22 protein-coding genes and 1 other annotated feature are annotated in these 25168 nt (G+C 34.6%); of the genes, 17 read left to right on the forward strand and 5 right to left on the reverse strand.

Translation table 11 applies throughout. From position 1 onward, the window contains the following. The first annotated feature begins 347 nt into the window (after window positions 1-347). The 7 genes from argC (at window position 348) to argF (ending at window position 9888) form a co-directional block, all read left to right on the forward strand. Entirely contained in the window at window positions 348-1385 is a 1038-nt protein-coding gene (gene argC / locus LC076_RS18470; protein ID WP_226670635.1) for an N-acetyl-gamma-glutamyl-phosphate reductase, read from the forward strand. A gap of 102 nt (window positions 1386-1487) precedes the next feature. Beyond that, entirely contained in the window at window positions 1488-2720 is a 1233-nt protein-coding gene (gene argJ / locus LC076_RS18475; RefSeq protein ID WP_319005549.1) for a bifunctional ornithine acetyltransferase/N-acetylglutamate synthase, read from the forward strand. Window positions 2721-2730: 10 nt separating this feature from the next. After that, window positions 2731-3513, forward strand: coding sequence for an acetylglutamate kinase (gene argB, locus LC076_RS18480; RefSeq protein ID WP_226670565.1), 783 nt, complete (start codon window positions 2731-2733; stop codon window positions 3511-3513). After that, window positions 3510-4670, forward strand: coding sequence for an acetylornithine transaminase (locus LC076_RS18485; protein ID WP_226670566.1), 1161 nt, complete (start codon window positions 3510-3512; stop codon window positions 4668-4670). The genes argB and LC076_RS18485 overlap by 4 nt, the downstream gene beginning before the upstream one ends. 124 nt (window positions 4671-4794) lie before the next feature. Continuing rightward, window positions 4795-5865 carry a carbamoyl phosphate synthase small subunit gene (locus tag LC076_RS18490; RefSeq protein ID WP_226670567.1) on the forward strand — a complete coding sequence of 357 codons (1071 nt, stop codon included), beginning with the start codon at window positions 4795-4797 and terminating at the stop codon, window positions 5863-5865. Next, window positions 5858-8947 (forward strand): carbamoyl phosphate synthase large subunit, encoded by a 3090-nt coding sequence (locus LC076_RS18495; protein WP_226670568.1) that lies wholly within the window; start codon window positions 5858-5860, stop codon window positions 8945-8947. Before LC076_RS18490 ends, LC076_RS18495 begins: the two co-directional genes overlap by 8 nt. Next, entirely contained in the window at window positions 8944-9888 is a 945-nt protein-coding gene (gene argF, locus LC076_RS18500; RefSeq protein ID WP_226670569.1) for an ornithine carbamoyltransferase, read from the forward strand. The genes LC076_RS18495 and argF overlap by 4 nt, the downstream gene beginning before the upstream one ends. 742 nt (window positions 9889-10630) lie before the next feature. On the opposite strand, the gene LC076_RS18505 is transcribed toward argF, so the two are convergent. Beyond that, window positions 10631-11440 (reverse strand): undecaprenyl-diphosphate phosphatase, encoded by an 810-nt coding sequence (locus LC076_RS18505; RefSeq protein ID WP_413466006.1) that lies wholly within the window; start codon window positions 11438-11440, stop codon window positions 10631-10633. A gap of 140 nt (window positions 11441-11580) precedes the next feature. On the opposite strand from LC076_RS18505, the gene LC076_RS18510 reads away from it, so the two are divergent. Then, entirely contained in the window at window positions 11581-11760 is a 180-nt protein-coding gene (locus tag LC076_RS18510) for a YjzC family protein (protein WP_146948972.1), read from the forward strand. Window positions 11761-11924: 164 nt separating this feature from the next. On the opposite strand, the gene LC076_RS18515 is transcribed toward LC076_RS18510, so the two are convergent. Then, window positions 11925-12116, reverse strand: a complete 192-nt coding sequence (locus tag LC076_RS18515) for a YjzD family protein (RefSeq protein ID WP_226670571.1) — start codon at window positions 12114-12116, stop codon at window positions 11925-11927. Window positions 12117-12379: 263 nt separating this feature from the next. Here LC076_RS18515 and LC076_RS18520 point away from each other — a divergent pair, with 263 nt between their 5' ends. From LC076_RS18520 to LC076_RS18535, 4 genes are all read left to right on the forward strand, one after another. Continuing rightward, window positions 12380-13117: a hypothetical protein gene (locus LC076_RS18520; RefSeq protein WP_226670636.1), complete on the forward strand. Its 738-nt coding sequence runs from the start codon at window positions 12380-12382 to the stop codon at window positions 13115-13117. Window positions 13118-13381: 264 nt separating this feature from the next. Beyond that, the gene (locus tag LC076_RS18525) at window positions 13382-14137 is read left to right on the forward strand and encodes a hypothetical protein (RefSeq protein ID WP_226670572.1); all 756 of its coding nucleotides are present in this window, start codon (window positions 13382-13384) and stop codon (window positions 14135-14137) included. An 84-nt stretch (window positions 14138-14221) separates the two neighbouring features. Further along, window positions 14222-15175: a BMP family ABC transporter substrate-binding protein gene (locus LC076_RS18530; RefSeq protein WP_226670573.1), complete on the forward strand. Its 954-nt coding sequence runs from the start codon at window positions 14222-14224 to the stop codon at window positions 15173-15175. A 62-nt stretch (window positions 15176-15237) separates the two neighbouring features. Further along, window positions 15238-15420 (forward strand): ComZ family protein, encoded by a 183-nt coding sequence (locus LC076_RS18535; RefSeq protein ID WP_226670574.1) that lies wholly within the window; start codon window positions 15238-15240, stop codon window positions 15418-15420. A gap of 65 nt (window positions 15421-15485) precedes the next feature. On the opposite strand, the gene LC076_RS18540 is transcribed toward LC076_RS18535, so the two are convergent. Then, window positions 15486-15803, reverse strand: a complete 318-nt coding sequence (locus LC076_RS18540; protein WP_226670575.1) for a hypothetical protein — start codon at window positions 15801-15803, stop codon at window positions 15486-15488. 381 nt (window positions 15804-16184) lie between these two features. Between LC076_RS18540 and LC076_RS18545 the strand changes: the two genes are divergently transcribed. From LC076_RS18545 to LC076_RS18560, 4 genes are all read left to right on the forward strand, one after another. Next, entirely contained in the window at window positions 16185-17117 is a 933-nt protein-coding gene (locus LC076_RS18545; protein WP_226670576.1) for a beta-ketoacyl-ACP synthase III, read from the forward strand. Between the two features lie 103 nt (window positions 17118-17220). Further along, window positions 17221-18462 (forward strand): beta-ketoacyl-ACP synthase II, encoded by a 1242-nt coding sequence (gene fabF / locus LC076_RS18550; RefSeq protein ID WP_226670577.1) that lies wholly within the window; start codon window positions 17221-17223, stop codon window positions 18460-18462. 188 nt (window positions 18463-18650) lie between these two features. Then, window positions 18651-19415 (forward strand): DUF2268 domain-containing protein, encoded by a 765-nt coding sequence (locus tag LC076_RS18555; protein ID WP_226670578.1) that lies wholly within the window; start codon window positions 18651-18653, stop codon window positions 19413-19415. Window positions 19416-20003: 588 nt separating this feature from the next. Next, window positions 20004-20759, forward strand: coding sequence for a YjbA family protein (locus LC076_RS18560; RefSeq protein ID WP_226670579.1), 756 nt, complete (start codon window positions 20004-20006; stop codon window positions 20757-20759). A gap of 405 nt (window positions 20760-21164) precedes the next feature. Here the strand turns inward: LC076_RS18560 and trpS are convergent, their stop codons facing one another. Further along, window positions 21165-22154 carry a tryptophan--tRNA ligase gene (gene trpS, locus LC076_RS18565; protein ID WP_226670580.1) on the reverse strand — a complete coding sequence of 330 codons (990 nt, stop codon included), beginning with the start codon at window positions 22152-22154 and terminating at the stop codon, window positions 21165-21167. A 217-nt stretch (window positions 22155-22371) separates the two neighbouring features. Further along, window positions 22372-22581 (reverse strand) — a binding site (T-box leader). Between the two features lie 43 nt (window positions 22582-22624). After that, window positions 22625-22984 (reverse strand): DUF3899 domain-containing protein, encoded by a 360-nt coding sequence (locus LC076_RS18570; RefSeq protein ID WP_226670581.1) that lies wholly within the window; start codon window positions 22982-22984, stop codon window positions 22625-22627. A 406-nt stretch (window positions 22985-23390) separates the two neighbouring features. Between LC076_RS18570 and LC076_RS18575 the strand changes: the two genes are divergently transcribed. Continuing rightward, on the forward strand, window positions 23391-25073 hold the full coding sequence (locus LC076_RS18575) for a peptide ABC transporter substrate-binding protein (protein WP_226670582.1): 1683 nt from the start codon (window positions 23391-23393) through the stop codon (window positions 25071-25073). The last annotated feature ends 95 nt before the right edge of the window (window positions 25074-25168 follow it).

The raw sequence follows: 25168 nt of genomic DNA on the forward strand, positions 1-25168 counted from the left end.
TGTCTTTATGGGAAGACAAAGCTCTTTTTCTATGAATTAGTTAGTAAAGTTAAACAGCTCTCTTTTGTTAAAGCTCTATCTTGATAGGATAGGATTGAATAATGAAACTTCTTATTTATAGTGTAAGAATCTAATCTGTTGTGAAAAGGATTCTTCAAATATACAACTTTATGTATATCTATAAAAATTGATTTTATACTTTAAAGTTAATTCTATGATTAAATAAGAATAATTTTATCAGAAAAATTAGTAAAAAATATTATTTATACACTTGATTTTATTTTTATACATATTTATAATTGAGGAATAAATTCAGAAAATGAACTTGTTAAGGAGAAGGTGATTTGGTGAAAGTCGGAATTGTTGGAGCAACTGGTTATGGCGGAGTCGAATTGTATCGGATATTATCCAATCATCCACATGTCGACGAATGTATACTTTATTCATCTTCAGAAATGGATGTACCTTATACACTATCTTTTCCACATTTAAATAACTTAAGTGATCATAGATTGAAAAATATAGATGTTGAAGAAATGAAAAAAAATGTAGATGTTTTATTTCTTGCTACTCCACCAGGTGTATCAAGTAAACTATCACCACAATTTATAGACTCAGATGTGAAAATCATTGATCTATCCGGGGACCTTAGATTAAAACAAAAAAGTGTTTATGAACAATGGTATAAACGTGAATGTGTTGAAGAAGAAATTCTTGAAGGGGCAGTATATGGACTTTCTGAGTTGAATAAACTAGACATTGCAAAGGCTCACCTACTTGCAAATCCAGGATGCTTTCCAACAGCAACAATATTAGGTTTAGCACCAGTTGTTAAACAAAAACTAATAGATGAGAAATCAATTATCGTTGACGCTAAAACAGGTGTATCAGGTGCTGGGCGAAATGCATCTCCAGGAACACATTATTCTGAGGTAAATGAGAATGTGAAAATCTATAAAGTTCATGAACATCAACACATACCTGAGATTGAACAAGCGCTACATAATTTAAACGATTCAATCTCATTTATTTCATTTAATACACACTTAATGCCAATGACTAGAGGTATTATGGCAACGATTTATGCAACTTTAACAGAAACCACAACAACTGAAAAATTACTAGATTTATATAATGAATTTTATTCGAATTCACCGTTTGTTCGAATTCGTAAAGATAATGAGTTTCCCTCAACTAGAGAAGTGTATGGATCAAACTTTTGTGACATAGGATTAAAGGTTGATGAGCGAACAGGAAGAGTAACAATCGTTGCAGTTATTGATAACTTAATGAAAGGTGCAGCAGGTCAAGCGGTACAAAACTTCAATATTATGAACGGCTTTGAAGAAACAACCGGGTTGTTCTTTGCTCCTATTTATCCATAAAGCAATATTTAAAAACAGCCATCATAGAATGGAATCTTACATGAAATCAAAACATTGTGGTATAAAGATCCATTCATAATGACAACTAGGGAGGGAAATGCAGTGTTAGAAACAAAAGAAACATCTGCTATAACAAAAATTAATGATGGATCAATCGTAACACCAAAAGGTTTTTCGGCTGACGGTGTTCACGCAGGTCTTAGATATAATAAAAATGATTTGGGCGTCATATACAGTGAAGTGCCTGCTAATTGTGCTGCTGTTTATACTCAAAGTCATTTTCAAGCAGCGCCTTTAAAAGTAACTCAAGAAAGTATCGGTAAAGAAGGGCTTTTACAAGCAATTATTGTTAATAGTGCGAATGCTAATGCATGTACGGGTGATCAAGGTGTTAAAGATGCTTATGAGATGCGTGAACGATGTGCAAGTTTATTTGACATTCAACCACATTATGTAGCTGTTGCATCAACAGGGGTAATTGGTGAATTTTTAAAAATGGATAAAATTCGTACGGGAATTGAACAGCTACATCCAAAAGCAACAAGTGAATCAGCTAATGCTTTTCAAAATGCAATTCTAACAACAGATCTAGTCATGAAAACATCTTGTTATGAAGTGGAGATTGACGGTAAAACAGTAGTGATTGGTGGAGCGGCTAAAGGGTCAGGCATGATTCATCCAAATATGGCAACAATGCTAGCTTTTGTGACGACTGACGCAAACATCGATTCAGCATCACTTCAAGCATTATTAAGTGAAGTAACCGATAAAACATACAATCAAATTACAGTTGATGGAGATACTTCAACAAATGATATGGTACTTGTGATGGCAAATGGGCAAGCAGGTAATGAGCAGCTTAATGAAACTCACCCACAGTGGAATGATTTCAAGGCAGCTTTTAAAGAAGTAAGTGAAGAGCTTGCAAAGCAAATTGCTAAAGACGGTGAAGGTGCAACAAAGCTTATTGAAGTAGAAGTTACAGGCGCTAAAACAAAACAAGAAGCAAATGTTGTTGCTAAGAAGATTGTAGGATCAAGCTTAGTGAAAACGGCTGTATACGGAGCAGATGCTAACTGGGGAAGAATTATTTGTGCAGTTGGTTATAGTGAAGCATCCGTACAGCCTGAGAAAATAGATATTTATTTAGAAGATATTTGTTTATTTACAGAGAATAGCCCTCAAGCTTTTTCAGAGGAAATTGCTTCAGAATACTTAAAACAAGATTCAGTAAAAATCAAGGTGAATCTTGGTGTTGGTGAAGAAGCAGGTAAAGCATGGGGTTGTGATTTAACTTACGATTATGTGAAAATCAATGCAAGCTATAGAACATAAGGAGAATGTTATGACAAAAACAGTTGTATTAAAATGTGGTGGAAGCACAGTTCATCAGTTGTCAGAGTCATTTTTTCATAGTTTAAAAGCTTTGATTGATCAATATTGGCAGGTACTGATTGTACATGGTGGAGGACCTGATATTACGAAAATGCTTCAAGCATTAAACATAGAAACAGAATTCTTTAATGGACAAAGAAAAACAACAGAAGCTGTTTTAGAGGTTGCTGAAATGATTTTAGCTGGGAAAATAAATAAACAGCTTTCTAATTTGTTACAGCAAAAAGGCTTGAAATCAATTGGTGTTTCAGGCAGTGATGCAGGCTTATTAAAAGCAGATTACCTTGATAAAGAACATCTCGGGTTAGTAGGAAAAATAAATGGTGTTGATACTGAGGCTGTTGGATTATTAATGAAAAATGGATATATACCTGTTGTAGCACCATTAGCTAGAACAATCTCTCATGATACATTAAATGTGAATGCGGATTTAGCAGCTGCGGCTATTGCCAATGCTGTAGGAGCTACCAAGTTCTTATTTGTTACGGATGTTCCGGGTATCTTAGATCAAGATAAACAATTGATTAATGAAATTACACCATCTGAAATTAGGTCGCTAATTAATAGTGAAGTAATAACAGGCGGAATGATTCCAAAGGTTCAATCTGCTGTTGCTACACTTTCAGATATTTGTCAGGAAGTGATCATTGTTAGTGGTCAGGAAGCGTTTCTTGAAGATAACGAATTTAAAGGCACTAAAATTGTGAAAGAAAGGAAGGTATTGTCGACATGAGCTATCAATTTCCAACTTACGCAAAATGGGATATCACTGTGAAAGAAGCAAAAGGTTCATGGATTACAGATGTAAATGGAAAAAAATATTTAGACTTTGTATCTGGAATTGCTGTATGTAACTTAGGACACGCAGATGAAGATGTGCTAGCTTCAATTCAAGAACAGCTTAAGGAATATTGGCATATGTGTAACTTGTTTCATCAGCCAATACAAGAGGATGTTGCTAAGCTACTTGTAGAATCTAGTGATGGAGACGCGGTATTTTTCTGTAATAGTGGAGCAGAGGCAAATGAAGCTGCGATTAAACTAGCACGTAAGCATACAGGGAAAACAAAGATTGTCACTTTTCTTCAATCATTTCATGGCAGAACGTTTGCGACAATGTCAGCAACTGGTCAGGAGAAAATTCAACAAGGATTTGGTCCTCTTCTTGAGACATTTGAATACCTTCCATACAATGATTTAGAGGCCTTAGAAGAGTTAGGAAATGATGTTGGCGCCATTATGTTAGAAGTTATTCAAGGTGAAGGTGGAGTTGTTCCAGCAAGCCAAGAATTCTTAAATAAAGTAAATGAAACTTGCCAACGAATTGGTGCTTTATTAATTATAGATGAAGTACAAACTGGAATTGGTCGTACAGGAAAACCGTTTGCTTATCAGCATTTTGGTTTGTCACCTGATATTGTTACCTCTGCTAAAGGATTAGGAAATGGCATTCCTGTTGGAGCCATGATTGGTAAAGAATCTTTAATAGGATCCTTTCAAGCTGGAAGTCATGGATCAACTTTTGGTGGAAACCCGGTGGCAATGGCTGCAGCTAAGGCAACACTTACAAAAATATTAACAGAGGACTTTTTAAAAGAAGTAGAAAAGAAAAGTGACTATCTGTTGACTAAATTGCAAGAAACAGTAGGCAATCATCCGATTGTTAACGAAATTCGTGGTAAAGGCTTATTAATTGGAATAGATTGTGGAGAGCAAGCAGGGACGATTATTACTGAGCTACGAGAAAATAACTTATTAGTTATCGCTGCAGGTCCTAATGTCATACGAATTATTCCACCACTAACAGTTTCATACGAGGAACTTGACTTGGCAATTGAAAAAATAGATCAATCCTTTGCACAGCTAAAGCAATCAGTGAATACTCTTTAGAGTGAATTTTTTTTACTATTAAATGAATAAAAATACTATATTTATAATAAATATTCACTATTGATCTACTCCAGAGTCATAGACTCAAATTATATAGAAATGACTACAAACGAGGTGTAAACAGATGAAAGGATATCTCCATTTAGAAGATGGGTCGGTATTTAAAGGCAAGCTTGAAAATGGAACAACTGAAGATGTTAACGGAGAAGTTGTTTTTTTTACAGGAATGACAGGATATCAAGAGGTGTTAACAGATCCTTCATATAAAAATCAAATTGTTGTATTTACGTATCCTTTAATTGGAAACTATGGCATTAACATATCTGATGATGAAAGCAAAAAGCCACAGGTTAAAGCCGTTGTTTTATATGAATGTACGTCGAATTATTCTCATTTTGAAGCAAAGTACAGCATGAAGGAGTATTTAGAGAAGTGGAATATTCCTATCATTCATCATATTGATACACGTGCTGTAGTTAAAAAAATTCGTAATCATGGTTCAATGGCAGCAACGATTTCTCCTTTTGAACATAAAGAAGAACAGCCTTGTGAAATCTTTGAAAATGGTGTGTTTGAAGTTGCTTCATCATCAATTGAAACATATGGTGAAGGAGATAAACATATTGCTTTAATTGATTTCGGATTTAAAAAATCAATTTTAACTGCATTATTAAAATTAGGCTGTAAAGTAACAACTGTTCCTTTCAAAATGATGGATCAAGTAAATGAACTGAATCCTGATGGACTATTATTATCAAATGGTCCAGGAGATCCTGAACAATTATCAGCTTATTTTTCACAAATTAAACAATTGGTTGTAAAATATCCGACGTTTGGGATTTGTTTAGGTCATCAATTAATTTCCTTAGCATTTGGTGCAAAAACGAAAAAGCTATTATTCGGACATAGAGGGGCGAATCAGCCTGTTTTTGATAACAAAACGAAGAAGGTTTTTATGACCTCTCAAAACCATAGCTATGTTGTCATTGGAGATAGTCTTAAGGATACAGACTTAAGTGTTCGTTTTTATCATATCAATGATGGATCGATCGAAGGATTATCGCATGCAACATTACCACTATTAACAGCACAATTTCATCCAGAAGCACATCCAGGACCATCAGATAGTGAATGGATGTTTGATGAATTTTTAGAGTTAGTCAAGGCTGCAAAAGGAGATATGCTTTATGTCTAAAAACGAATCTATAAAAAAAATCGTTGTTATTGGTTCTGGTCCTATTGTTATAGGTCAAGCGGCAGAGTTTGATTATGCAGGTACACAAGGGTGTTTAGCATTAAAGGAAGAAGGCTATACAGTTATACTTGTAAACAATAATCCTGCAACAATAATGACGGATGAAGAATATTCAGATGTTCTGTATTTTGAACCATTAACAGTTGAGAGCTTAGAAAAAATCATCGAGAAGGAAAAACCTGATGGTCTGCTTGCATCATTAGGTGGTCAGACAGGACTAAATCTCGCGATGGAGCTTCATGAAGCTGGAGTGTTAGAAAAGTATGGTGTGCAAATTTTAGGAACATCCATTGATTCGATTCGTAAAGGTGAAGATCGGAATGAATTTCGTCAATTAATGTACGATCTAAATGAGCCTATTCCTGAAAGTTCAATTGTTACAACGTTAGAGGAAGCGATTGAATTTTCCAATAAGATTGGTTTTCCAATTATTATCCGTCCAGCTTATACACTTGGTGGTAAAGGTGGAGGAATCGCTAATAATGAAGAAGAGTTTAAGAAATTTGTGAAAAGTGGCTTACAAGCAAGTCCTATCACGCAATGTTTAATTGAAAAAAGTATTGCTGGTTTTAAGGAAATTGAATATGAGATGATTCGTGATCATAAAGGGACATGTATTTCTGTGTGTAATATGGAAAACATTGACCCAGTTGGAGTTCATACAGGTGATTCGATCGTTGTTGCCCCTTCACAAACGCTTTCTGATCAAGAGTATCATATGCTCAGAACAGCAGCTGTTAAAATTGTCTCGGCACTTGGGGTGGTCGGTGGATGTAACATTCAATTAGCTTTAGATCCAAAAAGCAAACAATATTATATTATTGAAGTAAATCCACGGGTCAGTAGATCGTCTGCATTAGCATCAAAAGCAACTGGTTATCCAATTGCGAAAATTGCTGCAAAATTAGCTGTTGGTTATACATTAGAAGAGTTGAAAAATCCATTAACAATGAGCACATATGCAAGCTTTGAGCCAGCTCTTGACTATGTTGTTGTAAAATTTCCAAGATGGCCATTTGATAAGTTTAACAAAGCAGATCGTAAACTAGGTACAAAAATGAAGGCCACTGGTGAGGTTATGGCAATCGAGCGGAACCTAGAGGCAGCTCTGCAAAAAGCTTGTGAATCGTTAGAGTTAGATAACATAGGAACGTACTTACCAGAACTAGAAAAATCTACTTCTGCCGAACTTATAGATTTAATGAAGATAACTGATGACCGTCGCTTTTTTGCTGTAATGGAGCTTATTAGAAGAGGCATGGGTATTGAAGAAATTCATGAAATAACTGAAATGGATTATTACTTCTTATCTTGTTTTAAACATATTATCGATCTCGAGAATCAGTTAAAGCAACAATCAGTTACTTCATTAGATGAAGAATTAATTACAACGGTTAAGGAAAAAGGTTTCTCAGACCGAACGATTGCTTTCTTACTACAAACAGAAGAAGGAAATGTTAGAAAAGCTCGACTTGCGGCTGGGGTTAAAGCGTCTTATAAATATGTTGATACTTGTGCAGCGGAATTTGAAGCTCGTACTAATTATTTTTACTCAACATATTTTGGTGAAAATGAACAACCTTCATTAAACGATAAGAAAAAAATCCTTATTATCGGTTCTGGTCCAATACGAATTGGTCAAGGAATTGAGTTTGATTATAGTGCAGTTCATGGTATTAAAGCATTAAAAGAATTAGGCTATGAAGCAGTCATGATTAATAACAATCCTGAAACAGTTAGTACCGATTTTGAAACAGCAGATCGTTTATATTTTGAACCAATTACACTTGAATATGTGTTAAATGTCGTTGAATCTGAAAATATCGATGCTGTTATTGTTCAATATGGTGGTCAAACAGCAATTAACCTTGCAGAGCAATTAGAAACGGCTGGAGTATCTTTATTAGGAACAGACACAGAAACATTAGATTGGTTAGAGGATCGTGACAAATTTTATCACTTGTTAGATGAGCTTTCAATTCCACATGCGGTTGGTTTAACTGCTAACAATGCAAGTGAAGCAGTTAATGGAGCAAATGAAATTGGCTATCCCGTTTTATTAAGACCATCATATGTTATTGGTGGAAAAGGGATGGTTGTTGTTCATAATCAAGAAACGTTAACGTCATTATTATCAGGTAGTACAAATATGATTTATCCTGTGTTGATTGACCAATTTGTACAAGGGCTTGAAGGTGAAATTGATCTTGTGTCTGATGGTAAAGAAGCGTTTATCCCAACATATATTGAACATGTCGAACCAGCAGGAGTTCACTCTGGAGATAGCTTAGCTATTTTACCGTCACAAAATATAACAGATAAACAGAAGACAATCATTGCAGATTATGCAAATAAATTAGTGAAGAAATTAAATTACCGTGGCATTATGAATATTCAATTCCTCATTAACTCTAATGATATTTTTGTTGTTGAAGTGAATCCACGTGCAAGTAGAACAGCACCAGTGATAAGTAAGGTAACAGGAATTCCTGTTATCAAGCATGCAACATATATGCTTTGTGGTAAACCGCTTAGTGAACTGACTATTAAACCGTTTCCTAACAATGATATGGTTGCTGTTAAATATCCGGTTTTCTCAAGTCATGCTCTTCATGATGTAGATATTACATTAGGACCTGAAATGAAAGCAACAGGTGAAGGTATGTGTGTAGGAACAAATTTACACAGTGTTTACCGCAAGATATTTGCTAAAGATCTTGAAAATGTAACAAGTGTTTTCTTTGATTGTGAAAACGAAGAAGCAAACAAAGCTACAGAAGAAGCAGGTCTTGAAGTTATTGCAGGTGATTTTCAGTCATGGGTTGAAGGAGATAAGGGAATTTTCGTCTCAATAAATGATAGTGATGAAGCAAAACTACAAAGACAACTCGCACTGGAAAAAGGTATGCTTCTATTTACAAATCTTCATACGTATTATGCATGTTTAAATGGAATATCAGCCTCTGATGGTTCAGTTGAGTCGATACAGCAGTTAACGGGGAAGGAAGTGGTCAAGCAATGATAAATGTGAAGCAAAAAAAACCTACAACAGTAGAAAAAAGAGACTTTCTAACACTACTTGATTATAGCAAGGAAGAAATAATTCAACTGATCGATGAAGCTTTTGCTTTAGAAGAAAATCCAATTCAACCTGTATTAAAAGGCAAAACCTTGGCAATGATTTTTGAAAAATCATCGACAAGAACTCGTGTGTCTTTTGAAACTGGAATGCTTCATCTTGGGGGCCATGCTTTATTTTTAAGCAGTCAGGATCTTCAGCTAGGTAGAGGTGAACCTGTATCAGATACGGCAAAGGTATTGTCGGGGTATGTTGATGCAATCATGATTCGTACTTTTGGTCATGATAAAATTGAAGAACTAGCAAAACATGCAAGCATTCCTGTTATAAACGGTTTAACAGACTTATTTCACCCATGCCAAGCATTAGCTGATTTAAAAACGATTTATCGTTTAAAAGAGAAATTCAATGGTGTGAAAACAGCTTACTTAGGTGATGGAAATAATGTAGCTCACTCTCTAATGATTGCTGCAGCGAAGGTGGGTATGGATTTTTCATTAGGTTGTCCAGTAGGATATGAACCAGATCCAAGTATTGTTAAAGAAGCAAAAAAACTTGCTGAAGAAACTGGAGCAAAGATCGTTATTACAAATGATCCGATTGAAGCTGTGCATAACGCCGATATCATATATACTGATGTTTGGGCAAGCATGGGGCAAGAAAGTGAACAACAGCAAAGATTGGTTGCCTTTAAAGATTTCCAAGTAAACGATGCTTTAGTAAGTCATGCAAAAGCAGATTATCATTTTCTACATTGCTTACCAGCACATCGTGAAGAAGAAGTAACAGCATCAATTATAGATGGAGAGCATTCAGCAGTATTCGAGCAAGCCGAGAATCGCTTACATGTTCAGAAGGCTTTACTTAAGAAGTTGTTGGGATAGGGTCTTATCTCAATGATTGTTGTGTTTAAAGAAGAATAAATATTTGTTCGGTGTTTTTTATCGAAAATAGGTACTATTCTATTTATAGTAAAAGATTAAAAAAAGCAGATGCTGGTTTGAAAGTCAGTATCTGCTTTTATACTTTTTAATAAAAAATTTGTTAGGTAACAATAAACGTTTCATTTCGCTCCAGAAACTTGCTTTCCTCTGCACCCGCAGGAGTCAAGTTTCTTCCGCTCCATTGCACTATATTTAACACAATGTAAAAATGTAAAACAACAATCTTTGAGAATAAAGCCAAAGAAAAGAGCAGATAAATAATTACTTTTATTTATTTATTTAAATAAATTGTTATGTAACAATAAACGTTCCATTTCGCTCCAGAAACTTGCTTTCCGCGGGGAGGAAGTCAAGCCTCCTCGGCTCCGCCTGTGGGGTCTTGACCTTTCCTCTACACCCGCAGGAGTCAAGTTTCTTACGCTCCATTCCACTTATTTAACGCAATGTAAAAAATGTGAAAACAACAATTTTGAGAATAGAGCTCAATGAAAAGAGCAGATACTGGTAAAGTCAGTATCTGCTCTTTTTGGTAAGGCTATTTTCGTTAAATTGTTGCAGAATCTTTAATAAACATCTCTGTAAAAATTCAAAGCCGTAGTTAACGAACAATATCTTTTGATCACTCTGTTAAAAGCCAGTGATTCTCGATTATCTAAACAAGGCTAGTTCTAAATGAACATTCTTAAACAAATACCAATACAGCAATACCAACGATAAAGCAATAATATGAGAAGTATTTTAAGTTTCCTTTAGCCATAATATTCATAAACCATTTTAAAGAAAAATAAGAGGTAATGAGCGCTGCGATAAAGGCAACAATATATGGAATAAGAAATGTATCTAAATTAGGATCATCGATTAAGTCTGTTACACTTAAAATCATCCCACCAAAGCTAACAGGAATAAACATAAGAAAAGAAAATTTTAACGCAGTTTCTTGTTTCATTCCAAGAGCCATAGCAGCAACAATCGTTGCACCAGAGCGACTAATTCCTGGAATTAGTGCTACAGCCTGTGCAAGACCAACGATAATCGCATCTTTCATTGATAAATCTCCATCATTTTTACGGCCACGTAAATTTCGGATTGTCCATAATGCAATTCCGGTAATAATAAGGGTGATTGCAGTTACTTGAATATACTTCAAATGTTCTGAAATCGCATCATTAAATAAAACACCAATGACTCCTGCTGGAATGGTAGCAACAATGAGATAAACGATAAAGCGAAAATCACTTTTTGCACTTTCATCTTTTGTTGTTATGTATTTTATTCCATTAACAATCAAGCGAATTAAATCTTCCCGATAAATAATTAATACGGCAATTAATGAAGCAGCATTAACAAGTAATTCAAAGGAAAGTCCTTCAATTTTAAGCCCAAGAAAATGTTGAGCAAAAACTAAGTGCCCACTAGAAGAAATAGGAATAGGTTCTGTAAAGCCTTGAAAAAGTCCTAAAAGTAAATATTTCAATATTAATAAAATATCCAATATACGTATCCTCCGTGTGAAAATTTTACAATCCTTTTCCATTTAACTACAGGATTGGAACTCTGTAAAGAACTTTATAGATACTCATGAAAAAAGCCTGTCTGGAGATAATAAGGTTAAGGTAGAGAGGAGGGAATTCATTGGGTCAACAACATCGTTTTCGAACTGGTCAGAAAGCACCTAATAATGGCATGTATGTAGAAATTGGTGAAACTGGGGATAATGTGAAAAACCCTGCTCAAATTCGGTTGAAAGCTGGAGATCGTTTCCCTGAGACAGCAAACCATAATCGTCAGTGGACATATAAAAGAAAACCTTAATATTAGTTTTTGAAAATGCGCTAATATTGCCGATAGTTGGGTAGTTAGCGAATAAGAGCCAACCAAAAAGAAAAAACCCTTCAAAAGTAGGGTTTTTTCTTTTTTTATCGAATCATTTATTTAGGCAGTTTTCACAACCTGTGTTTCGAAATTAGATAAAAAGCTTAATGATGATCATGTTTAGCTACTGGTTCGTTGGGAATCACTTCAGCAATTAGGAAAATGACAACGATTGCAATGACAGCAACTGTTGAAGCTACCATAAAGTCATAGTGACCGCCTGTCATAGAATTAACAACATAAGAAGCCATATGTATTAATAAAAATCCCCAAAAAAATGTCCATAAAAAACGCAATGTATTCACCTCTATCCAGACGAATTCTTATTATATATATTATCACAAATTCTTTGGATTATAAAAGAACCTTTTAAAAATATTCATAAACTATACAAAACTTGCATTGAATGATAAAAACTAAGAACGATTATTATATTGTAGTTATTTATTGGATGGCGTCTATATTTAATGAAATAGTGACACGCTCCCATTCTTTTTCAATAAGCAGACATACATTATAAAGAAGAAAAGTCTCAGTATAGAAAGGTGGTGGGCAAGTGATGAAAATGATGGAGCGCTTTTTTCAAATTGAAACAGAATGGAATGTTATTCATATACCAGCTAAACCAAACGGCTTTGCTGTCTTCATACTAGGAGACAGATCAGACTTTGTTGATAAATCTTCAAGCTTTTGGCACCAACATTATGGAAGGTATCAGCTTATCTTGGATCTTATGGATAACGGTTACACTTTGATTCATTCAAATTTGTATGGAAATAATTGGGGTAGTTCGCGGGCAGTAACATTAGCAAAACAACTATACCACCTCGTCATGAAGAAAGAAATATTGAATCATAAAATCCACATATTAGTGGATGGTATGGGTGGGTTAACAGCATTACAATTAATGGAAGATATACCAGAAAAGATCCGCTCTGTGGCAATGTTGAATCCTTGCCTTGACCTTACAGCACATCTAGAAAAGGAAAAAGAGCATAAATTCTTCTATAAAAGACTTAGAAAAGAAATTTCAGTTGCATATATGAGTGATCCAAAAAAGGTAGGATCACTTGATTTACCAACATTAAATCATACAAATATAAGTCAACTCCCCGTGAGGATATGGCAAAAAATGAACGGTACCATTTATCATCCAGAAGATCATGGTAAAAAATTTGAAGCGCTGAGAAAGAATACAGAAAATCCGATTCAACTAATTTATCATCTAGGTGAAAATCCTTATAGAATAAATCAATCAGTTATTAAGTTTTATAAAGAATATGAGAAAGTTTTATAACTTTGTGATGTGCATAGTAAAAGGTTAGGTTATATGAAGAAAAGGGGTACTTAGCATACCGCCTTTTCTTTGTTTTAAGCTGTTTTTGAGTATGCTCCTTTACTGCATTACTCATTAGTTAGTGGTGAAGCTGTAGCATTTGTACTTTTGTGATGTATGGTAGGATCTTTTGTTAATGGGGAGAAAATGGTCGCGTATTGTCTTGAGGACTAATCTAGATATAGCTCGCATACTATACAATAACTGCAGTCTAGGAGGTATTTGATGCTAAAGCGAGTCATTATTTTTGGGGCACAATCGTATGTTGGACTTAGTCTTTGTGAACATTTACTGAAAGAAGGCATTGAAGTTAAGGGTGTTTTTTTTGAAACGAGATCTTCTGAAGAGAAAGATTTAGTGGAAGAACGTTTAATGTTTATTGGAAGAAATGCTTTGCTTGAAATAAATGATACACTTTATAGACAATCAGAGGAAGATTGTAGAGCTGATTTGATTATTTATTGTGGAGAAGAAGATTCTGCAGAAGATCATGTTTTGCTTCAAGAGTCCATTGAAGTTGCTAATAATCTTAATCATTCTTTACTCTACATAAACTCTTATAATGGAGAGACTGTAGATGAAATATTTTTTGAAATCTTAGGAAATCATTCAATCCTTCTTCTCCCCCAATTGATCGGACCTTTTCAACCGCAATCTAATAAAACGAATCAATCCATTATTCGGTATTTAAAGAATGAGTCAAAAGAGATACTTATTGAGAATTCTATTTTATATGTTAAAGATGCGATTGAAGCTACATATCATTTGTTAGGAAATATTGAATCAGGAATGATCTATATCTTTGAAAGTGAAATAATTAACATAGAAGAAAGTAACCTTCCTATTAAAATTCGCAAACAAAAGAACGATGGTAAAAAGATACAAAAAGATATATATACGATTAAAGTGGAGTCAACTATTTCAATTGAAGAAGGGCTAAATGAACAAATCTTATACTTAAAGAAGATGACTGAGAATTGAAAATTACTAGTTAGTACTTGTACATTTAAATACTGTAGATATAAAATATAACAATATGATAAAAATGCAAGGGAATGGTTACCCATGAACATAAAGCTTGGTGTTGTCCTTATTTTTCTTTTTTCGCTTTTTGGTTGTGGACAACCTACAGCAGCGGGAAATCTGCAAAATGTAGGCTTACTTGTCCCCGAAACAATTGATGATAAGGTATGGGGCTCGAAAGGGTATAAAGGCCTTTTAAAGATTCAATCAGAGTTTGCAGTAGATGTATTTTTTAAAGAAGGAGTGAATGATGTTAACAAAGTTCGCTCTGCATTAGAAGAATTCCAACAAAATGATGTAAACCTTATATTTGGCCATGGAAGTGAATATGCCAATTATTTTAATGAAATTAGTAAAGAATACCCTGATATCCACTTTGTTCTTTTTAATGGAAAAGCAATAGGTGAGAATGTTACTAGCTTAAACTTTGAAGCGAATGCGATGGGTTTTTTTGGAGGAATGGTCGCTGGAGAGATGACCAAAACAAATAAAGTTGCCGTACTAGCAGCTTTTGAATGGCAGCCTGAGGTAAATGGCTTTTTTGAGGGAGCTTATTTTCAAAATGAAAATGTTCATGTAGACATTAAGTATGTAGAAGACTGGAATGATACAGATACTGCTTTAAATTTATTGGATGTGCTCATTGAGGCAAACAATGATATCGTTTATGTTGCCGGAGATGGGTATAATATACCTGTTATTGAGAAGCTGAAAGAAGAAGGACTTTATGCAATTGGTTTCGTGTCAGATCAATCAGATTTAGGAAAAGGAACGGTCTTAACAAGTACTGTACAACATGTGGATCAATTATATGAAGTTGTTGCAAGATCATATGATGAAGGGAAGCTTCAGAGTGGTGAATTATATTTCGATTTTCAGGATGGTGTAATTTCTTTAGGGAAATTTAGTCCATTAGTTGAAGAATCGTTTCGCCTCGAGATCGAAGGTTATATTGATGATTATATTGAAAATGGACTTCTTCCTAATCAATTGTAATCATTCAACTTTTTATTTATCATGGTGATAAGCTATATATTTTAGAGATTGGAGTGATTGTAATGGACCAACATCCAAAAACAATGGAATTTATGCAGATTGCGATGAAATACTTACCTGAAGCAAAAGAAAAACTTGAGGGATCTGGTATTGAACTCTCAATGGAAACGATCCAACCTATGATGGAACTGTTCACAAAGGTAATGGGTGAAGCATACGAACTTGGAAAGAAAGATTCACAATAAAAAGCTGCCACTGGCAGCTTTTTTTTAATTAGAGCCGAGCTCGCTCCTTACACTCTTTTTATTAGTTAGCTTTTCTTTTTAATATAATCTAATAGTGGTGAAAATTGTTTTAGCATTGGTTTAAGGTTTTCAACAGAAATCATTATGTCATCAATCTGCTCCATTAATGTAAAATAATTCACTTCTTGTTTTTCACTTTCTTGTGCTGGTTGGATTTCTTCAACTTTTGGATGATGATTTTCACTCCTTGATCCGAACATTAATTGTGAAAATCGATCAGCAGGTTTTGGTGTGGATTTTGTTTTTTGTTTTTCCTCAACAAGCTTTTCTTCCGATTCTTTTTCAACACCTTTAGAATTAGCCAGAATCTCCTCTAAATCCATCTGAATACCTCCAAACTAAAAGCCTTTTGATATAGTTTATGTTTTTTATAATGACTAGTTCTAGTCATATTAACTAAAACATTAATATTGAAAATTTTTTTTGTATAAGATAATATTAGTACCAAGTCATAATAATTGATATTAATATAATGTGAGGCATAAATTAGTAAGGCGTAGTTATTAAAATAAATAGATTTAGCTAATGTTCATTTTAATACCAGTTGGATGATTTAAGTGTTGTTTGTGATACTTTTATTGGAGACTCTTACAGGCGTAAGCTCTATGGATGGAGGTTCTATATGTTTCACAGCAAACAAAAGGCTCTGTGTATTAAATTCACCGAACATGTTTAACAGAAGCTAAAAATAAGGGGTTGGACATATGAACGCAGGGTTTATTGGTATTGGACGATACACACCAGATAAGATTGTTACAAATGCAGATTTAGAAAAAGTGATGGATACGTCTGATGAATGGATTAGAACTAGAACAGGAATTGAAGAAAGACGAATTGCAGATGATTCAATTGATACGTCTGACATGGCTTTTTTTGCAGCGGAAAAAGCACTTGAAGATGCTGGGATCTCTGCAGAGCAACTAGACATGATCTTAGTTGCCACAGTTACACCAGATCAACCATTTCCATCTGTTGCATGTATGCTTCAGGAAAGATTAGGAGCTAAAAAGGCTGCAGCGATGGATATAAGTGCAGCTTGTGCTGGATTTATGTATGGAGTTGTAACAGCAAAACAGTTTATTGAAACCGGAGCTTTCACGAATGTGTTAGTCGTTGGAGTTGAAAAGCTATCTAAAGTAACAGATTGGAATGACCGTAACACGGCAGTTCTATTCGGTGATGGAGCGGGTGCAGCTGTTATAGGACCTGTTAGTGAAGGAAAAGGCATCCTTTCTTTCGAACTAGGTGCTGATGGATCAGGCGGAAAACACCTTTATCAAGATGAGTTTATTATCATGAATGGTAGAGAAGTGTTTAAGTTTGCGGTTAGACAAATGGGTGAATCAAGTCTTAATGTACTTGAAAAAGCTGGTTTAAGTAAAGAAGATGTAGATTTTTTAATACCACATCAAGCAAATATTCGAATAATGGAAGCGTCTAGAGAGAGGTTGGAATTACCTGTAGAAAAGATGTCTAAAACTGTTCATAAGTATGGAAACACATCTGCAGCATCCATTCCTATTTCTTTAGTAGAAGAAGTAGAGGCAGGAAAGATTAAAGACGACGATCTAATTGTAATGGTTGGATTTGGCGGTGGCTTAACATGGGGAGCAATTGCTGTACGTTGGGGTCGCTAAATAAAATGACTGTATGATATAGGTTTATTTCAAAAATACAATCATATTTAATTATTTAATTGTGGATAGTAAATATTAATATCTCTAAGGTGAGGTGTCATCGATGGAAAAAAAGCGAGTTGTCGTAACAGGTTTAGGTGCATTAACTCCAATTGGTAATGATGTACAAACAACGTGGGAAAATGCAATAAAAGGTGTATCTGGGATTGGGCCATTAACAAGAGTTGATGCTGAGCAATACCCAGCAAAAGTAGCAGCAGAGCTTAAAGATTTTAATATTGAGCAGTATATGGACAAAAAAGATGCACGAAAAATGGATCGTTTTACTCAATATGCTGTTGTGGCAGCACTTATGGCTGCCAAGGATGCAAATTTAGAAATAACAGAGGAAAATGCTCCACGAGTTGGAGTATGGATCGGTTCAGGAATTGGTGGAATGGAAACATTTGAACAACAATATAAATTATTGTTAGAAAAAGGACCAAGACGAGTGAGTCCGTTCTTTGTTCCTATGCTTATTCCAGATATGGCAACAGGTCAAGTATCAATTGCTTTAGGAGCTAAGGGGTTTAATTCTTGTACTGTAACAGCTTGTGCAACAGGAACAAATTCAATCGGAGATGCTTATCGTGTAATTGAACGTGGTGAAGCGGATGTTATGGTAACAGGTGGATCAGAGGCACCTTTAACAGAAATGTCTTTCGCGGGATTCTCAGCGAATAAGGCATTATCAACAAATCCCGATCCTCAATCTGCAAGTCGTCCTTTTGATTTAAATCGTGATGGATTTGTCATGGGAGAAGGAGCTGGAATTATCGTTTTAGAAGAGCTTGAGCATGCATTAGCACGTGGTGCAAAAATTTATGCTGAAATTGTTGGCTACGGAGCAACAGGTGATGCTCATCACATTACAGCACCTGCACCAAATGGTGAGGGTGGTGCAAGAGCAATGAAGCAAGCAATTGAAGGTAGTGGACTTAAAGCTGATGAAATTGATTATATCAATGCACATGGTACAAGTACTCCATATAATGATAAATTTGAAACATTAGCAATCAAAGAGGTTTTCGGAGATCATGCACAAAAGCTTGCAATCAGTTCAACGAAATCAATGACAGGACATTTATTAGGTGCAGCCGGAGGAGTTGAGGCAATCCTAAGTATTTTAGCGATTCAAGAAGGGATCATCCCACCAACAATTAATTTTGAAACGCCTGATCCAGATTGTGATTTAGATTATGTTCCAAATGAAGCGAGAAAACGTGAAGTCAATACGGCTCTAAGTAATTCGTTAGGTTTTGGCGGACATAATGCAACAATCATATTTAAAAAGTATCAAGCGTAATGATGTGAAAAAGAGCGTGAATTCTATTTAGAATTCATGCTTTTTTTCGGTTGAAGTGTATACATTCATCGAGCCAATGAAACCCATAAGAAGGAGAAATCCATCACCTAAAGGTCATCATCGCACTCATCAAGCTTTCACAACAACTCAAGCAACTTCATACAATATTTGTGGAAGGGGCGCTGATTGTGAGTGTAATTGATACAGTAGAATGGTTAAAAAAAGCAACAACTAATCAAGATATTTATAAGAAATTAGAACGATATTTCACAAACATGAAAGAAGATGAAATTGCTAAATACTTACAAACTTTTGGGATGTATCAACGTTCAACCTATCTTGAAGAATGGGTTGAACGAATTGAGAACGATCAAATATTAAAATATGTAAAAAGGCTGGAGAGTATGTTAAAAGAAGAATGGGGAGGACCTGATGTACCTATTTTCACGTTTCCTTGCGAACAAAATAATCGTAAAATTCAAATTGAATATGATGGTAGATCAGGTTTGGCTTTTCATAATAAATTATTTCTTTTTTTATCACAGGATGTAAAAAAGAATCATATAAAATCTCTTTTTATCCATGAATATCATCATGTTTGTCGTTTAGCTGTGGTATCTAAAAAAGAGAAAAGTTTTACAATCATTGACACCATGATTATGGAGGGATTAGCAGAAAATGCTGTAAGAGAGAAGCTTGGTGAAGATTCTGTAGCATCTTGGACAAAGCGGTACACAGAAATGCAATGTCAAAGATTTTTAGATAGAATCATTCTTCCTAATAAAGAGGTAACGCGAGAAAACCCAAAGTTTTCACAGTTGATGTTTGGTACAGGGCTTTATCCTTCTATGTTGGGTTATTCGGTTGGATATTATCTAGTGAAGAAATATATGGAGAATAGTAGCAAGAAGACAAAACAATTATTAGCAGTTGATGCAGAGGTGTTTTTATAAGGCTGTTTTCGTAAAATTTGTTGCTTTTAAATACTTGATGGAAACAGCACTATATAAAGTCTAGTGGCATCTTTTCTAATAGAATAGTACCTTTTATGCGATGAAAACACTGTTTCTAATAAAGAACTATGTCAATTAGCAACAATCTTTTAGAAAGGCTGTTTTCGTAAACTTTGTTGCTTTAACAACTCCAAGTAAACAGCACTATTTAAAGCATAGTGGTATCTTTTCTTCATAGGATAGTACCTATTTTGCTATAACAACAATGTTTCCACTGCATAATTAGGTCAATTAGCAACAATCTTTCAGAAAAGAGCCTTTAGAAAAGAGCCTTTTATAATATCCATTTGTAGAATGTAGAGTTCGAGGTAATCTATAGGGAAATCCGCTGGGATGAACCTATACCATTGAATATTTCGCTCTTATTTTACATAAAGTTAGATATGGACAAGTTTCAGACAACGAAGCTAAGCGATGTTGAAAGATAAAAAAGCGAAAAAACACTAGATTATCTAATCATATAGGAATAGACTTTCTATTTTTTGCCTATACTGTTTGACAAATGGTACTGAAGTGAGGGATAAAAAAATGTTATTTCTTCATGATGTTTGGGTAAATTGGTTTGAAGGTGAAGAGAATGGGTACAATGTATGTCATTTCCATGAATGGAGAAAGGATGACAGTGTTGAACTCCTTGATCAGGTTCCACTATTAAAGGTTAATTCATTGCTTTTTGACTACATAGAAAATAACTTAGCAGAGTTACCACCTGGTCTAATGAAAGATATTTTTCAGAAGGCTTATATTAGAAAAAACCATGAAAGAATTCAATTAGATTATTGTTTTGTTGTGACAGATGGAATTGGGATTGTTGCTGTTGATACAATTGGTTACACGATTCCTATTCGTAAAAGCAGAATCATACCTCGTCAAGAGCAGCTAGTTTTTGAGATGGTTAAGGATATTGAACCAGAGGAATTTTCTACTGAAATTATGAATGATGAATCAGCAGCAAAGGAATATCATATTTTGTCATTGTCTCCAGAGTATATGAGAGGCTTAACGAGAAAAGAAAGACAATTAAAACAGTTATTATTTATGGCACTTGATCAATTACAAGCGACTAAAAATGCTGCAGAAGTTAAATATTGGTACACAGAGTGGAATCCAACAAAGTATGAGGATATTCAACAAAGAGAGTTCAATGAAGTGTGGAATCAATTGTATGAAGAAACCTTATACGGATGGTCGCCTAAGCATATTCAATTATGTGAACGTCTTATAAAGGGACAACCCTTTTTTGAAAAGCTATGGGATATGGAACACGAATCTAAAGTAAATTAATTAAAGGCTCTTTTCTGAACGATTGTTGCTATGTAACCAAAATTTGGAGTGAAAACAGTGTTTTTTCACAATAAGGGTACTTTTTTATGAAGAAAAGATGCCACTAGACTTAATACAATGCTGATGACTTCGGGCATTGAAAAGCAACAAAGTTTACGAAAACAGCCTAATAAAAAAATGGGTCAGATTCTCCTTAGGAGACTGACCCATTTTTGTTTATTTTAAGATAAGAAAGTATAAGTTTTTACGTAGTTTTGATGTCTAGCTCCAGCGCCTAGCCCCTCGAGGGAAAAATAACTTCCTTTTTCCTTGGTCATAAGCCAATTAGGAATTGAAGGTAAAGAGCACCTCCTATTCCTAATCGACTTATGCTTGTCGGAGCTGACCAAGGCGCTTGCGCTTTTCTTATCGTTTACGTCCAAGCCCCATGGCATTTTCCATTTTTTTGAGCATTTTTTGTGCAACAGCATTTGCTTTTTCTGCACCTTGATCTAATATTTGATCTAATTCGTCTGAAGCCATAAGATGGTGATATTTTTCTTGAATAGGTGAAAGAGTTGCTACAAGTACATCGGCAACATCTTGTTTGAAATCACCATACCCTTTTCCCTCATATCTTGATTCAATTTGTTCAATGGACTCTTCAGTAAGAATGGAGTAAATAGATAACAAGTTTGAAATTCCAGGTTTGTTTACTTTATCATATTTAACAATTCCTTCTGAGTCAGTGACAGCACTTTTAATCTTTTTCTCAATTTGCTTAGGATCATCTAAAAGTGTAATAAATGCTTTTTGATTTGCATCAGATTTACTCATTTTTTTGGTCGGTTCTGCAAGTGACATAATTCTAGCACCAACTTTTGGTATTCTCACCTCAGGAATTGTGAAGATATCATTGTATTTCTTATTAAAACGTTCAGCTAAATCTCTTGTTAATTCTAAATGCTGCTTTTGATCTTCACCGACGGGTACAAGATCTGTGTGATATAGAAGAATGTCTCCAGCCATTAATGGTGGATAAGTAAGTAGCCCTGCTGAAACAGCTTCTTTACCATGTGATTTATCTTTAAATTGTGTCATTCTCTCTAATTCCCCAATATATGCAACACATTGTAACATCCATCCAGCTTGTGCGTGTGCTGGAACCTCTGATTGAATGAAAAGTGTTACTTTATCAGGATCAATTCCAACCGCTAGATACATTGCAGCTAAGCTTCTTATATTTTGACGTAATGCCAAACGATCTTGCGAAACGGTAATTGCGTGTTGATCGACAATACAAAAATAACAATTGTATTCATTTTGTAGATCAACAAATTGTTTTAAAGCTCCTATATAATTTCCTAACGTGACTGATCCACTAGGCTGTATACCTGAAAAAATCGTCTTCATCATCATTTCCTCCAATTAATGTTTTTTATTAATGCTCTTTTCTGAAAGATTGTTGCTAATTGCCCTAATTCTCTGTTAGAAACAGTGTTTTCATCGCATTGCCAATAGACTTTATATATACTGCTGTTTCCAACAAGGATGAAAAAGCAACAAAGTTTACGAAAACAGCCTTATTAAATGTTGATATATTTCCATAAAAAAAAGCCCACTCGCCCCTAAATATAGGGACGATGGACCGCGGTGCCACCCTACTTATTTCTATCATCGTAGAAATCAACTTCATCCTTTAACGCAAGAACACGTCTACACATACTTCCTTCTGTGCAGAAGCTCAAAAGTCCATTCCATATAGGACATTACCTGTTTCCACCAAACACAGGCTCTCTTAAAATGTTCCATCATATGTACTACTCTTTTTCATAGCCGTCTATTTTTTTCTTATTATAAAAAAGAATGAGATGATTTGCAAACTGTTATAGATAATAAATAAGAAGAGCAAGAATCATTGTACCCGTTACCATCAATCCTGAAATTAGAAATGGGGAATGGTCAAAATCTAATAACTCTGACACAGGAATCATTTCATCTACTTCTTCTTTTGATAACTCTCTTCCTTTAGAAACGAACAATCTACGAAATCCGTATGTGATACCATCAAAAAATCCACCTTTTAACGTGATGGTAAAAGCAGCTACAAATAGTAAGGTTATTCCGAAATAAAACGAAATATTAATAAAAGATAACAGAGTTAATTTCTGGTAAATCAAGAAAGAAAGTAAGATTACGGATAAGATAGACACAATATAAAGTGTAAACGATTTTTTATTAGGCAAAAGTTCCATCACTTCTTTCTAAAAGTTCATAAGTCCTATTATATCAGATGGAAGGAGGAGTAAAAAATAGGTAAAAAGTTATTCTAATAGTGTGATTTCATTAAAAGTAATGCTAAATATTTAGAAAAATCTTTTAATTTTAAGTTGTTTTTCAAAAAAAGCTTGTGAGATTATGTAACCCTTTACAAGTCAACGCGTTAAAGCATATAACTAAAAAAATACCAAAAATTATGAGAAAATTCTAACGAAACTAATAGGACTTTAGAACTATTTTTCATGATGATTTCTTTAATATTATTGCATTTGTGTAAATTTTATTAAAAAAATAAATGCACAATTGTTTGAATACTTGTATAATAAGCCTTGTAAGAAAAACAACATGTATAAAAAAAAGGGAGGTCTACTTGTGAAAAAGTCGAAATTATTTCTACTTTTAGCTTTATCATTAGTGCTTAGCATGTTCTTAGCAGCATGTAATGGCGGTGGTGATGAAACTACAACTGATGAAGGTGGCGATACTGCTGCAGAATCAGTACCACAAGAATTAAAAGTATTAGAAACATCTGAAATTCCATCTATGGATAGCGTTATGGCGCAAGATTCAGCAAGTTTTACAGCATTAGCTAACGTAATGGAAGGTTTATACCGTTTAGATCAAAACCAAGAAGCAGTTCCTGGTATGGCTGATGGAGAACCTGAAGTAAGCGAAGATGGATTAGTATATACTGTGAAATTAAAAGATGCTAAATGGTCTAACGGAGACCCTGTTACAGCAGAAGACTTCGTATTTGCATGGCAACGTGCGATTGACCCAGCAACTGCTTCTCCTTATGGTCCTTACATGATGGAAGGGAAAATTAAGGGAGCAAAAGAAATCACAAAATTAGCTGCTGATAAGAAAGAATATGATCTTAACACTTTAGGTGTTGTTGCTAAAGATGAAAAGACTTTAGAAATTACTTTAGAAAAACCAATTCCATATTTTGAATCATTAATGGCATTTGGAACTTTCTACCCTCAAAACAAAAAGTTTGTTGAGGAAAAAGGCGACAAATATGCTTCATCTGCAGATAACTTAGTATACAATGGACCATTTGTTCTTACAGCTTGGGAAGGTAACACTGCAACTGAATGGACAATGGAGAAAAACACTGAGTATTGGGATGCTGAAGCTGTAGCTTTAGAAAACATTCAATTTAACGTACTTAAAGATCCACAAGCATCAGCAAATGCATACGAAACTGGTGAAGCTGATATCACTGGTAAGCTTGCATCTGATATCGTTCCACAATATGAAGGTGACCCTAACATGGTTAAATGGTTAGAGCCTACAATTTTCTGGATTAAAATGAATCAACAAAATGAAGCATTAGCTAACGAAAATATTCGTCGTGCGATTGCGACTGCATTTAATAAACAAGATTTAACTGACAGCATCTTAAATAATGGATCTGTTCCTGCTAACTATTCAGTACCGAAAAACTTCGTAACTGATCCAAGCGGTAAAGATTTCCGTGAAGCTAATGGAGATATGTTAGAGTATAACTTAGAAGAAGCTAAAAAATTCTGGGAAGCTGGACTTAAAGAATTAGGTACAGATTCTGTTGAATTAGTTTACCTTGGTGGTGACACTGAAACTTCTAAGAAAACAGATTCTTACATTAAAAACCAATTAGAAACAAATCTTAAAGGTTTAACAGTTGATGTTCAATCTGTACCATTCAGCGTACGTTTAGATCGTGACGTTAAAATGGATTATGATTTACAATTCGCTGGTTGGGGTCCTGATTACCAAGATCCAATCTCATTCTCTGATCTTTGGATCACAGATGGCGGAAACAACAAAATGGCTTACTCTAATGAGCAATATGACAAATTGTTAGAAGATGCTCAATACACATTTGCTGATGATAACGCTAAGCGTTTCGAAGCATTACAACAAGCAGAAAAAATTCTACTTGAAGAAGATGCTGCTTTAGCACCAGTTTACCAACGTTCATCTAACGTATTGGTTGCTGATAAAGTAGAAGGTTTCACATATCACTTCATTGGTCCTGAGTACAGCTATAAATGGGTAACAATTAAATAATTAATCCCAACATAATCGGACAATTTATCGTTATGATTCATAACGATGAATTGTCCAGTTTATGCAGATTTCCGTTTATCTTCTATTTTTAATAA

Origin of the sequence: Metabacillus litoralis (assembly GCF_020524045.1) — a bacterium.
Classification (GTDB): Bacteria; Bacillota; Bacilli; order Bacillales; family Bacillaceae; genus Metabacillus; species Metabacillus litoralis_C.